This window comes from Sulfitobacter brevis, from assembly GCF_900112755.1.
Classification (GTDB): Bacteria; Pseudomonadota; Alphaproteobacteria; order Rhodobacterales; family Rhodobacteraceae; genus Sulfitobacter; species Sulfitobacter brevis.
The window spans coordinates 22940-35083 of the sequence record NZ_FOMW01000007.1; the positions used below are offsets into that span (position 1 = coordinate 22940).

A 12144-nucleotide genomic window follows, 5' to 3' on the forward strand; every position below is an offset into this window, starting at 1 on the left:
GTGCCCGTAAGCCGATGAGTGCCAAGCACGGCATTTTGCGAAACATAGTTCCGTCATGCGGGATTGGCAGTCCCGAATTTTATCCCTAGTCTATCTCCTGAGGGAGAGTCGTGCCCGCTTCCTCGAGGAGGAGATGCGCGGCTTAGCAGACTTGGGAGGGTCGCCATGACAGTCACAGAAGGCCAGCCGATCTCGGCAGCAATGACACCGGCTGAAGCCGCCGCGCATGTCGTTGCCACCAATCCCACTTTTGCCGTGGCTCCCGCAGTCATCCGCGGCACAACGTTCAAAACCTTCAAGAATATACCCGCGACGGTGCCCGCCCTAATGGCCGCAGGCCGCGCCCAACATGGCGGAGGTGCGCTCGACTATTTGCTCTATGAAGGCGAGCGCTGGACTTATGGCGAATTCTGTTCCGAAGTGAACCGGATGGCGCAGGCGATGCAGTCCGCTTTCAGCGTCGGCAAGGGCGACCGCGTTGCCATTGCAATGCGCAACTACCCTGAGCTGTTAACGCTCGTACTGGCTATTTCGGCCACCGGAGCCACGGTCGTTTTCGTCAACGCATGGTGGACCACCAGCGAACTGGAATATGCGCTGCGTGACAGTGGCGCCCGCCTGGTATTTGCCGACGGCCCCCGCGCCGAGAGATTAGCCTCGCTTGTCACCCCCTTGAACCTGACCGTTGTCGGCGTGCGCGACGGCGAAGCGCAGGCGTCACAGAGCTATTCAGCGATGCGCGATAGCGCCTTTTCTGACCAGCCTCCCGAGGTCTCCATCGACACCGACGATGATTTCGCAGTGATGTATTCTTCGGGGACCACAGGGCATCCCAAGGGCGTCGTCCAAACCCACCGCGGCGCGGTAAATGCGGTGTTCAGCTGGTTGATGATGGCGGTGATGGCTCCGCTCGTCACCCCGCCCGCGCCTGATGCCCCGCCTGCCCCGCGCCCTTCAGCGCTTGTGGTCACACCCTTGTTCCACGTCACTGCGACCCACCCGCTGTTCCTGCTCAGCTTGGCGGCTGGCGCGCATATTACCTTGATGCGCAAGTGGGATGCCGAGGAGGCCGTAAGGCTGATCGAAGGAGAGAAAATCACGCGTTTCTTGGGCGTGCCGACACAGTCGGCCGAACTGATGCAGGCGGCAGCCGCGCAGGGCACCACGCTGCATACGCTCGACTATCTCGGCTCCGGCGGGGCCAAGCGGCCCGGCGCGCAGGTAGCTGAACTGGCCAAAGCCTTTCCAAACGCCGGAATCGCTACAGGCTGGGGCATGACCGAAACCAACGCGCTGGGGATCGGCATGATCGGCGACGACTATCTCAAGCGTCCCGAAAGTGCGGGCAAGCTCCACCCGCCTTTGCAAGAACTGCGCTTGCTGGATGACGCGGGCCGCGAGGTGCCAATTGGCGAGTTGGGTGAAATTACGGTCAAAAGCCCCGCAAATATGCGCTGCTATCTGAATAAACCAAACGAAACCGACGAGGTTTTGCAGGACGGGTGGCTGCGCACCGGCGATCTGGCAAAGATCGACCAAGAGGGCTACGTTACCATTCTTGACCGAAAGAAAAACATCATCATCCGCGGCGGTGAAAACATCGCCTGCCTTGATGTCGAGGGCGCTTTGCACCGACTGCCCGAGGTACGAGAGGCCTGCGCATTCTCTGTTCCGGACCTGCGTCTGGGCGAAGTTGTCGGCGCCGTTGTTCAGTTGCGTGATGGCTGCACGCTTACCTGTGCGCAGGTGGCACAAGCGCTTGAAGGTCAGCTTGCAGGTTTCAAACAGCCGCAATTTTTATGGACCCAACATACCCCGCTTCTGCGCGGAGCGACCGATAAAATAGACCGGCGCGGATTGCGCAAGGTCTGTCTGGAAAAGCACGAGGAAACGACATGACACCAACCGAAGACCAAATCGCCGCGTACCACGCGCAAGCGGGCAAAGCCGCTTGGAATGTTCCCGGGCTGGACGCCGAAACCCCGCGCCGCGAGATCAAAACCGTTGGCATTATCGGTGCCGGAACGATGGGCGGCGGCATTGCGATGAACTTCGCCTCAGCCGGTTATCAGGTGAAAATTGTCGAGACGGCACAAGAGGCCCTCGACCGTGGTCTGAAAGTGGTTCGCGGCAACTACCAGCGCTCCGCCGATAAGGGGCGCTTTTCGCAAGACGAAGTCGAAGCGCGGATGGACCGGTTTGACGGTCGGCTTTCACTGGCGGATCTGGCCGATTGCGATCTGGTGATCGAGGCCGTGTTCGAGAATATGGATCTCAAGCGCACGATCTTCACCGAGCTCGACAAGGTGGTGAAGAAAGGTGCGATCCTCGCGACCAACACCTCGGCTCTGAATATCGACGAGATCGCAGGCATGACAAGCCGTCCGGAAGACGTGATCGGCCTGCACTTCTTCTCTCCCGCCAACGTAATGAAATTGCTTGAGATTGTACGTGCAAAGCACACCGCAGATGATGTGGTCGCAACCTGTATGGATCTCGCGGGAACCATCGGCAAAGTCGCCGTGCTGGTCGGCGTTTGCCCGGGTTTTGTCGGCAATCGCATGCTGTTTGCGCGTCAGAAACAGGCAAACAAGCTGCTGCAAAAAGGTTTGATGCCGTGGGACGTGGACGCGGCGCTGAATGCTTTCGGGTTCAAGATGGGCCCTTTTCAGATGAGCGACCTTGCTGGCCTTGATATCGGCTGGTCGAAAGGTGCCACGACCGATAATCCGATCCGCGATGCGCTTTGCGAGCTGGACCGGCGCGGTCAGAAGACTCAAGCGGGTTTCTATGATTACGATGACGCGCGGCGCCCCATACCATCCGATGTCACCACCAAGATCATCAAGGACATTACCGGTGCCGATGCGTCGCGTATGAGCCAGGATGAAATCATTGAAATCTGCATCTATCCGATGATCAACGAGGCCTTGAAAATTCTCGAAGAAAATAAGGCACAGCGCCCCACTGACATCGATGTGGTCTGGCTGAACGGCTATGGCTGGCCCGCAGACAAGGGCGGTCCGATGTTCTATGGCGACATGGTCGGCGCGCAGGCGGTGCTGGACAGAATGGAGAAGTTGGGCGCCGATGATCCCGAGTTCGCCCCCGCCGGACTGCTACGCAAACTCGCCGCCGAAGGTGGCAAATTCACCGAGATTAACACCGGAGAGCTGAAGGTATGAGCTTTGACTATATTGTTACCGAAAAGCAGGGCCATATTCTTAAGGTCACCATGAACCGACCAGAGGTCTATAACGCTGTGCATTCGGACATGCACCACGAGATGGCCCAATGCTGGGACGACTTCGCCGCTGATGATGACCTCTGGGTTGCTGTGCTGACCGGTGCGGGTGACAAGGCTTTTTCGGCGGGGAATGATCTAAAAGCCACAGCGACCGGCGGCAACAAGCGCGGCACTCCGGCAAGCGGTTTCGCGGGGCTCTCCTCGCGCTTTGATCTGGAAAAGCCGATCATCGCCGCTGTGAACGGTTTCGCGATGGGTGGCGGTTTTGAGACTGCGTTAAGCTGTGACATCCTGATCGCATCGGACAACGCAAAGTTCGCACTGCCGGAAGTTAAGGTCGGGTTCTTTGCTGCAGCCTCAGGCGTGCAGCGGTTGTCACGCTATATTGGCCGTCTCGCCGCACAGGAGATGTTGTTCACGGGCCGGACAATCACGGCGCAGGAAGCGCTGGAGTTGGGCTGCGTCAATGAAGTGGTGCCGCATGCGGAACTGATGGACCGGGCCATGGCCAAAGCACAGGAACTGTGCTCGGTCTCCCCCTCGGCGGTGAAAGCCACCAAACGCGTCCTCAACCAAATGGCACGCGAAGACGGCATGGCGGGCAGCATTGGATATTCCCGCGAGGTCATCGCAGACCTTAGCAAAACAGAAGATTTCAAGGAGGGCGTAAACGCCTTTGTTGAAAAACGTAAACCCAATTGGGTCAACAGATAACCGATCGGCAGCCCCCGTCGCCGTGACCAAAGCTGCCCACTAACACCTGCCCTTCTAATGAAGGGTCCGAAGAATACTGCAAAGGAGGCACTTGATGCTTGATGAAAATAAGACACCGATGGAAATGAACAATCTGGCCATGTCCGACAAGGCCAAGCCGCTGTTGGAGGCGGTGATTAAACACATCCGTGAGAACGTCGATCCGATCACCGAAGAGTATTACCGGTTGGGCGAAGGCCGCGCCGATCGTTGGTCCCATGCCCCGGGCCAGCTTGAACTATTGGAAGGCGCCAAACAAAAAGCCCGCGATGCCGGACTGTGGAACTTCTTCTTGCCAAACGCCGAAACCGGCGAAGGTCTGTCCAACCTCGATTACGCCTATATCGCAGCTGAACTTGGCAAAAGCCCGTTGGCCCCTGAAACGCTGAACTGTTCGGCGCCTGATACTGGCAACATGGAAGTGCTTGAACGGATCGGCACGCCTGAGCAGAAAGAAAAATGGCTCAAGCCTCTGCTGCGCGGCGAAATCCGCTCCGCCTTTGCGATGACCGAGCCCGACATGGCATCTTCGGACGCCAAGAACATCAGCACATCCGCTGTGCTCGAAAATGGCGAGTGGGTCATAAACGGCGAGAAATATTACATCTCCGGTGCGGGCGATCCGCGGTGCAAGATCATGATCACGATGGTCAAAACCTCGCCCGACGCCGAGCCGTTTCGCCAGCAAAGCCAGATCCTGGTGCCCATCGACACCCCCGGTGTCGAAATCGTCGGCCCGATGCATGTCTTCGGCCATGACGACGCGCCCCACGGCCATATGCACATCAAATTCACCAACGTCCGCGTGCCAGAGGGGAACATGCTTTGGGGCGAAGGCCGGGGTTTTGAAATCAGTCAGGTACGCCTTGGACCTGGCCGCATCCACCATTGCATGCGCTCCATCGGGTCGGCAGAAAAGGCCTTGGATCTGATGATCGAACGCGGTCTTTCCCGCGAGGCATTTGGCAAGAAAATCATCGATCTCGGCAAGAACATGGAGACAATCTCCCGCGCGAAGATCGAGATTGAGGCGATGCGGCTGATGGTGCTGAAGGCGGCCAAGGCGATGGATACGCTCGGCAACAAAGAAGCCCGTATCTGGGTCAGCATGATCAAGGCGATGGTGCCCGAAAAGGTCTGCAACATTATCGACGAAGCGATGCAGGTCCATGGTGCGACAGGGATCAGCCAGTGGTCGCCGCTGTCCAATATGTACACCCAGCAACGCACCTTGCGCTATGCGGATGGTCCGGATGAGGTGCACCACCATGTTATCGCCCGCGCCGAGGTCAAGGATTACCAGTCCTCGAATGCCCGCACCAACCGTGCCCGCAAGGAAATCGCCACGGGCCGCACACGGGGCGGCGTATGAGTCTGTTTGACCTGACGGGAAAGGTCGCTCTGCTTACCGGTGCCTCAAAAGGCATGGGGCTGGCAATGGCGACAGCACTTGCCGAACATGGGGCCACCGTTGTGATTTCCGCCCGCAAGCAGGACCAGCTGGACGCAGCCGCCGAGGGGATTAACGCCCTCGGCAAAGGCCGCGCCTATGCTGTTTCGTGCAACGTCGGCCACAAGGAGCAGTTGCAGGAACTGGTGAGCCGCACCCACGAAAAAGCTGGCAAGATCGACGTCGTGATCGGCAATGCGGGTGTAAATCCCTACTACGGGAAGACCTCGGAAATCCCCGATGACGCCTATGACAAAACCATGAACGCCAACGTGAAGTCGAACCTCTGGCTCGCCCAGATGGTGGCCCCCGACATGATCGAAAAAGGCTCGGGTTCGATGGCGTTCACCTCCTCCATCGGGGCGTTCAAGCCATCTGTGATGCTGGGGACCTACGGCATGTCAAAGCTTGCGCTGATTGGCCTGTGTCGCAATCTGGCGGCTGAATTCGGACCCAAGGGTATTCGTTTCAACGCGATTTGCCCCGGTTTGGTAAAGACCGAGTTTGCCCGCGAGCTTTGGGACAATCCGGAGGTCGAAAAGCGCATCATGGAAGAAATTCCCCTGCGGCGTCTGGGCGAGCCGGAGGATTTTGCCGGTCTTGCCGTTTATCTGGCGTCCGATGCGTCCAAGTACATGACCGGACAGGCGCTCACCGTCTGTGGCGGCTCCAATATGTGGACATGATGCTATGGAACTGAAGGATAAAATCATCGTCGTCACAGGTGCGGCCTCTGGCATCGGCCGCGCCATGTGTCTGCGGTTTGCCGAAGAAGGCGCGCGCCATATCGCTTGTGTTGACCGCGACATGGCAGGTGCCGAGGAAACCGCCAAGATGATGGGCGGTACGGCGCATCAAGTGGACGTGCGGATCAAAGACCAGATCACTACCATGATCGACAAGGTCGAGGCCGAGACCGGCCCGATTGACCTGTTCTGTTCGAATGCCGGTATCTCGATCGCGGGCGGGGTTGAGGTCGAGGACGACGATTGGCAGCGGATCTGGGACATCAACGTGATGTCGCATGTCTGGGCTGCGCGTCATCTGGTGCCCAAAATGGCAGCTCGGGGCGGCGGCTATCTGCTGAATACTGCCTCCGCTGCGGGGCTACTCAATCAGGTCGGGTCGGCACCTTACGGCGTCACCAAGCACGCCGCCGTAGGGTTGGCGGAATGGCTGTCACTGACCTATGGCGATCAGGGCATTAAGGTCAGCGTGCTCTGCCCGCAGGCTGTTCGGACCAAGATGACCCGCGGCCATGAGGACCACGTCGCCGCGATTGATGGCATGATGGAACCCGGCCCTGTTGCCGACGCCTGTGTGCAGACCATCAGGGACGAAACCTTTTTGGTGCTGCCGCATCCCGAAGTCATGGGCTATATGCGCAACAAGACCGAGAACTATGACCGCTGGATCGGCGGTATGCGAAAGCTGAACCGCCGCTTCGGCCAGTTCTGACAAATTCTACAGGCGGGCTCAGAGGGGCCGCCTGCTTTCCCTCCCATCAAAGATTAAGGAGGCCGCAATGATCGGCTATGCAACCATCGGCGTTTCAGACATGGGACGCGCCAAGAAATTCTATACCGATTTGTTTGAATCCAAGGGCGCAAAAGTCGTCATTGACAGCGGGCGCATCGCTTTTCTGTCCTCGGGGCGCGACAAGCCCATGCTCGCGATGTGCGAACCCTATGATGGCAATGCACCGACCGCCGGCAACGGGGCGATGATCGCGTTTTCAGCAGACAGCAAAGAAGACGTGGATCAGATGTACGCGCGCGCCATCGAAGTGGGTGCAACAGACGACGGCAAGCCCGGTCAGCGCATTCCTGACCGCTTTTATGGGGCCTATGTGCGCGATCCCGACAACAACAAACTTTGCTTTTTCGTTTTCGGTTAATACGCAAAACCCGGCGGGCAGTCTGGCATATTTGACGGACTGCCTGCCGCGAACGCCTGGATGAAAAGGCTCGCCTCTACGACGTGGCTTTGGGTTTGATAGGGCGCACGAGCCCTTCTTGAGCTGTACTCGCTACCAATCTCCCGTCCGCCGAGAAGATCGAGCCCCGGTTAAACCCGCGCGCTTTGCCCGTCCATGGCGCGTCCAGATCGTAAAGATGCCAGTCAGAGAAATCGATGGCCCCATGAAACCACATCGCATGATCCAGACTGGCGCTCATCAGTGTGCCCTGAAACCACGTAACCCCATGCGGCCGCAGTGAAGACCCCAGCAAGTTCATGTCGGAGGCATAGGCCAGCAGGCAATGCTGCATCTGGGGGCCCTGCCCCTTTGCCGCCTCCATCCGGAACCATAAATGGTTACGGTCGTCAGTTTTATCGGGCGTAAAGAAATCGCGCGGGGCGACCTCGCGCAATTCTATCGGGCGCTCGCGCAGGAAATCCTCACGGTATTTTTCGGGGATTCTGTCAACGTTGCTGTCTCGTAAATCGGTGCGGGTCGGCCACTCCTCCGGACCCCCGACCTTTGGCATAGGATGCTGATGATCCCACCCCTCTTCGTCGACTTGGAATGAGGCGGACAGATTGAGGATTTGTTTGCCATGCTGGATCGCTACCACCCGCCGCGTGGTAAAGCTGCCGCCATCGCGGGCGCGGTCTACCTGATAAATCACCGGCACCGTTGGATCACCGGGGCGGATAAAGTATGCGTGCAGGCTGTGACAAAGCCGGCCTTCCACCGTCCGGTAGGCTGCCATCAACGCCTGCGCGATGACATGCCCGCCAAAGATGCGGGTGCTGGTTTCGCCCCCCGATCCGACGCCGCGAAACAGATCAACCTCAAGCGTTTCAATATTCAAAAGCTCAAGCAACTCGTCGGCAGCAGTAGTCATAAATGGCCCTTCAGGCAGGCACCCGTGCCGCAGCGTAGGCGATGAAAAAATCAAAACTTGCGGGATTGGCCATGCTATCGCGGTTCACGACCCTCTCCGCGTCGCCGCCCAACATGAGCTTTTTCACCGGAACCTCAAGTTTCTTTCCTGAAAGAGTGCGTGGAATTTCTTTTACTTCCACGATTTCGTTGGGAATGAACCGGGCCGAGACGTTTTTGCGGATCGCATCGTTGATCCGCGCCTTCATGGCATCGTCAAGCGTGGCCCCCTGCGCGGGAACAACAAACAGCGGCATGAAACTTTCACGGCCCAGAAATTCGAGGTCTACAACAAGGCTGTCGAGCACATCGTCTAGTCCTTCGACCGCCTGATAGATCTCCGCCGAGCCCAAGCGCAGCCCGCGCCGGTTGATCGTGGCATCCGACCGGCCATAGATCACGCTCGCGCCCTTGGCGTCGATGGCGATCCAGTCGCCGTGCCGCCACACCCCCGGATAGGTGTCAAAGTAACTCTCAAACAAGCGCGTGCCATCCGCGTCGCCCCAAAAGAACAAGGGCATAGACGGCAGCGGTTCGGTGCAGACCAGCTCCCCAACTTCGCCAACAACCTCATTTCCCGCCCCGTCAAAGGCGCGCACCGCGTTTCCAAGCGCCCGGCACTGCATTTCGCCCGCCCGCACAGCCATCGCCGGGTGGCCCAGAACGAACGCGCCCGCCAGATCGGTCCCGCCCGAAATCGGCGCCAGCCAGACGTCTTCCTTCACGTGGCGATACACCCAGTCGTACCCGTCACTGCTCAGCGGGGATCCGGTGGCCCCGATGGACCGCAATGCGCTGAGATCGACTTCCGCGCGCGGTGAGATACCAGCCTTCAGACAGCCGAGAAAGAAAGCCGCCCCCGCGCCGAAAAACGTCAGCTTCTCTTGGGCGGCGAAGCGCCAGACCTCAAGCATATCGGGATGGTTCGGCGCGCCATCAAAGAGCGCAACCGTGGCTCCCTGCCCCAAGGCCATCCACTGTGCATTCCACATGATCCAACCCGAAGAGGTCAACCAGCAGAACCGGTCTGCGCTGCTCAGATCGTGATGCAGGGATTGTTTCGCAGCCTCAAGCACCACGCCGCCATGGCCATGCACAATCGGTTTTGGATTGCCCGTGGTGCCGGAGGAATAGACGATCCACAGCGGATGATCGAAGGGGACCTGCGTGCTCTCGAAAAGCTGGTCGCTTGAGGTCAGGCTATCCCACGCCCGATGCCCCGCAGGCAGATCGCCGACGACATTCAAGGTCACGAAATGCTGCACAGAAGGCAGCCCTGCGTTGATGTCGGAAAGATAGGCGCGGCGGTCGATGGTTTTGCCCGCATGCACATAGCCGTCCTGCGCGATCAGCACTTTAGGCTCGATCTGGCGGAACCGGTCTAGCACTGCGACTTGGCCCATATCGGGTGCACAGATCGACCAGATCGCGCCGATGCTGGCGGTCGCCAGAAACGCGATGAGGGCGGTTTCGGTATTAGGGAGGATCGCGGTGACACGGTCCCCTTGCTCAACACCCATTTCGCGCAGGTGATGTGCAACCGAGGCGACCTGCGCGCGCAACTCACCCCAGCTAAGCTCGATGCGGCCACGGGTTTCTGACTGGCTGATGATGGCAGGCTGGTCTTCACGTCCTTGGGCGTTTTTCAGAATTTGATCGGTATAATTCAGCATCGCGCCGGGGCACCACTCGGCGCCGGGCATCGCCCTTTCGCCCAGTATCCGGTCATAGCGGCGGCTGGCCTGTACATCGAAAAAGTCCCAAATCGCCGCCCAGAACCCTTCAAGATCGGTCACGCTCCACTCCCAGAGAGCATCGTAATCGTCGAAGGTCAGGTCCCGCGTTGCCGACAAGAAACGCTCGAATTGCGCCATTGTTGATTGCCCGGCGCGCTCCGCAGTCGGGGTCCACAGGATTTTGTTCATGTCATCGCTCCGTGCACCAGCGCCTTGAGCTCTGATCGGGCCGGATAGGCGCTGCTGGGAATAAGTTGAGTGAAAAACAACACCGATAGATCGGCAACCGGATCAATCCAGAAGAAGGTCGACGCCATGCCACCCCAGCTGAAATCGCCGACGTGTCCGGGGCAACGCGCCCGCGCCGGATCAAGCACAACAGCGCCCCCGATCCCGAAGCCCATGCCCTCCATCGGTTGTTCGGCAAAACTGGAGGGGCCCATGTCCGCTATCTCGCCGCGCAGATGGTTGCGCATCATAAACTTCAGCGTCTTGGGGCCGATAATCCCGTCGCCGCCAGTGCGCAGGCTCTCGGTGAATTTAAGGTAGTCATCAATGGTACCGACCAGCCCGCCGCCACCACTTTGCAGGGTTGCTGCAAGAAAAGGGCTGGCGTCGGAGCCGTCTATCAACCTCAGCGTATCTGCACCGTGGGTCGCGCGCCCCGTCGTAAAACCGCCCTCGGCGAGTGGCGTATAGCAGGCGGCGAACCGGTCGCTTGAAGCCTTCGGCACCGAAAAACGCGTCTCCGTCATGCCAAGCGGTTCAAAGATTTCTTGGATGAAATATTGCTCAAGCGTTTTGCCTGTCACAACCTCCACCACGCGCCCGATGATGTCGATGCCGACCGAATATTCCCAGCGCCGCCCCGGCGCAAAGGCGAGCGGCAAGCTGGCGGCCTTGCTGCACATTTCCGCCAAGCTGCCTTGGCTGGGCCTGAACTCGATTCTACGTTCCATCATGGCGCGCCCCACAAGGCCCGGATTGAACGCATAGCTAAGGCCCGATGTATGTGTCAGCAGCTGGTGCAGGGTCGGCGCCGCACAGGGGGCGGTCTGGTCCAGAGATTTGGCCTCCGGCACAAGCGCGTGCATGTCGGAAAACTCGGGAATAAACTCCGACACTGGGGTGTCGAGATTGAACAATCCTCGCTCAACCAGTTGCATCAACGCCACCGACGTCACCGGTTTGGTCATCGAGTAGATGCGGGCGACCGTGTCTCGCTGCCATGCGGTCTGCGTTGCCAGATTGCGGTGACCGCAATCGTGATAATAAACCTCACGCCCCTGATGGGCTATAAGAACCGACGCTTTGGCAAACCGGCGTCCGTCGACATAGCCCTGCATCCAGTCGGCGATGCGGGTCAGCCGCGCGTTGTCGAACATCAGACCTCCAGCCACTCCTTGCGCACATCATCGCGCAACTTCAACTCGGCGGGGGTGCCTTCAAAGACCACCTGACCGTGCCCCATAACATAGACGCGATCCGCGATATCCATGGCAATCGACAATTTCTGTTCAACCAGCAAGGTCGAGATGCCGCGCTTGGCGATTTCCTTCAGGACCTCGGCCACTTTTTGGACCATCTGCGGGCTCAGCCCCTCGGTTGGCTCGTCGATCATGACGAAATCGGGGTCGCCCATCAGGGTCCGGCACATCGTCAGCATCTGCTGTTCGCCCCCCGACAGGACCGAGGCTTCGACATCCGCGCGGCGGTCGAGGTTTTCGAACATGTCGAACATCATCTGCATCGACCAGCGTCCGGCGCCATCCTTCTGTCCGGGTTTCAGGCCCAGCGTCAGGTTCTGGCGCGTTGTCAGACCGGGGAAGATATCGCGATTTTCCGGCACGTATCCGATGCCCATATTCGCCACTTCATAGGCCTTCTTGCCAGCAATCTCCTGTCCCTTGAACTTGACCGAACCATGCGGCTCAACCTCCCCCATGATCGCTTTGCAGGTGGTGGAGCGGCCAACTCCGTTGCGGCCCAGAAGGGCGACAATCTCGCCCTCCTGCACATTCATCGTCACCCCCTGCAAGATGTGGGATTTGCCGTAATAGGCGTGCATGTC

Annotated in this window: 11 protein-coding genes; 7 read left to right on the forward strand and 4 right to left on the reverse strand. The window is 59.0% G+C overall.

The window, feature by feature from the left end:
* The first annotated feature begins 165 nt into the window (after positions 1-165).
* The 7 genes from BM174_RS10720 to BM174_RS10750 all read left to right on the forward strand — a co-directional run bounded on the left by BM174_RS10720 (position 166) and on the right by BM174_RS10750 (position 7347).
* Positions 166-1899: a class I adenylate-forming enzyme family protein gene (locus tag BM174_RS10720; RefSeq protein ID WP_245766328.1), complete on the forward strand. Its 1734-nt coding sequence runs from the start codon at positions 166-168 to the stop codon at positions 1897-1899.
* Positions 1896-3185: a 3-hydroxyacyl-CoA dehydrogenase gene (locus tag BM174_RS10725; protein ID WP_093923869.1), complete on the forward strand. Its 1290-nt coding sequence runs from the start codon at positions 1896-1898 to the stop codon at positions 3183-3185. Before BM174_RS10720 ends, BM174_RS10725 begins: the two co-directional genes overlap by 4 nt.
* Positions 3182-3961 (forward strand): enoyl-CoA hydratase-related protein, encoded by a 780-nt coding sequence (locus tag BM174_RS10730; RefSeq protein ID WP_093923870.1) that lies wholly within the window; start codon positions 3182-3184, stop codon positions 3959-3961. Before BM174_RS10725 ends, BM174_RS10730 begins: the two co-directional genes overlap by 4 nt.
* Positions 3962-4085: 124 nt before the next feature.
* Positions 4086-5372: an acyl-CoA dehydrogenase family protein gene (locus tag BM174_RS10735; protein WP_093924033.1), complete on the forward strand. Its 1287-nt coding sequence runs from the start codon at positions 4086-4088 to the stop codon at positions 5370-5372.
* Positions 5369-6136, forward strand: coding sequence for an SDR family NAD(P)-dependent oxidoreductase (locus BM174_RS10740; RefSeq protein ID WP_093923871.1), 768 nt, complete (start codon positions 5369-5371; stop codon positions 6134-6136). Before BM174_RS10735 ends, BM174_RS10740 begins: the two co-directional genes overlap by 4 nt.
* Before the next feature lie 4 nt (positions 6137-6140).
* Positions 6141-6908 (forward strand): SDR family oxidoreductase, encoded by a 768-nt coding sequence (locus BM174_RS10745; protein WP_093923872.1) that lies wholly within the window; start codon positions 6141-6143, stop codon positions 6906-6908.
* 67 nt (positions 6909-6975) lie between these two features.
* Positions 6976-7347, forward strand: a complete 372-nt coding sequence (locus BM174_RS10750) for a VOC family protein (protein WP_093923873.1) — start codon at positions 6976-6978, stop codon at positions 7345-7347.
* A 76-nt stretch (positions 7348-7423) separates the two neighbouring features.
* Here the strand turns inward: BM174_RS10750 and BM174_RS10755 are convergent, their stop codons facing one another.
* The 4 genes from BM174_RS10755 to BM174_RS10770 are packed head-to-tail and all read right to left on the reverse strand — an operon-like array spanning position 7424 to position 12141.
* Positions 7424-8299: an acyl-CoA thioesterase gene (locus BM174_RS10755; RefSeq protein ID WP_093923874.1), complete on the reverse strand. Its 876-nt coding sequence runs from the start codon at positions 8297-8299 to the stop codon at positions 7424-7426.
* A 10-nt stretch (positions 8300-8309) separates the two neighbouring features.
* The gene (locus BM174_RS10760) at positions 8310-10262 is read right to left on the reverse strand and encodes an acetoacetate--CoA ligase (RefSeq protein WP_093923875.1); all 1953 of its coding nucleotides are present in this window, start codon (positions 10260-10262) and stop codon (positions 8310-8312) included.
* Positions 10259-11461 (reverse strand): serine hydrolase domain-containing protein, encoded by a 1203-nt coding sequence (locus tag BM174_RS10765; protein WP_425442359.1) that lies wholly within the window; start codon positions 11459-11461, stop codon positions 10259-10261. The genes BM174_RS10760 and BM174_RS10765 overlap by 4 nt, the downstream gene beginning before the upstream one ends.
* Positions 11458-12141, reverse strand: coding sequence for an ATP-binding cassette domain-containing protein (locus BM174_RS10770; RefSeq protein ID WP_093924035.1), 684 nt, complete (start codon positions 12139-12141; stop codon positions 11458-11460). Before BM174_RS10770 ends, BM174_RS10765 begins: the two co-directional genes overlap by 4 nt.
* Between the last annotated feature and the right edge of the window lie 3 nt (positions 12142-12144).

Coding starts and splice junctions, on each gene's coding strand:
- BM174_RS10720 (WP_245766328.1), top strand. CDS start 166: ATGACAGTCACAGAAGGCCAGCCGATCTCGGCAGCAATGACACCGGCT.
- BM174_RS10725 (WP_093923869.1), top strand. CDS start 1,896: ATGACACCAACCGAAGACCAAATCGCCGCGTACCACGCGCAAGCGGGC.
- BM174_RS10730 (WP_093923870.1), top strand. CDS start 3,182: ATGAGCTTTGACTATATTGTTACCGAAAAGCAGGGCCATATTCTTAAG.
- BM174_RS10735 (WP_093924033.1), top strand. CDS start 4,086: ATGAACAATCTGGCCATGTCCGACAAGGCCAAGCCGCTGTTGGAGGCG.
- BM174_RS10740 (WP_093923871.1), top strand. CDS start 5,369: ATGAGTCTGTTTGACCTGACGGGAAAGGTCGCTCTGCTTACCGGTGCC.
- BM174_RS10745 (WP_093923872.1), top strand. CDS start 6,141: ATGGAACTGAAGGATAAAATCATCGTCGTCACAGGTGCGGCCTCTGGC.
- BM174_RS10750 (WP_093923873.1), top strand. CDS start 6,976: ATGATCGGCTATGCAACCATCGGCGTTTCAGACATGGGACGCGCCAAG.
- BM174_RS10755 (WP_093923874.1), bottom strand. CDS start 8,299: ATGACTACTGCTGCCGACGAGTTGCTTGAGCTTTTGAATATTGAAACG.
- BM174_RS10760 (WP_093923875.1), bottom strand. CDS start 10,262: ATGAACAAAATCCTGTGGACCCCGACTGCGGAGCGCGCCGGGCAATCA.
- BM174_RS10770 (WP_093924035.1), bottom strand. CDS start 12,141: ATGCACGCCTATTACGGCAAATCCCACATCTTGCAGGGGGTGACGATG.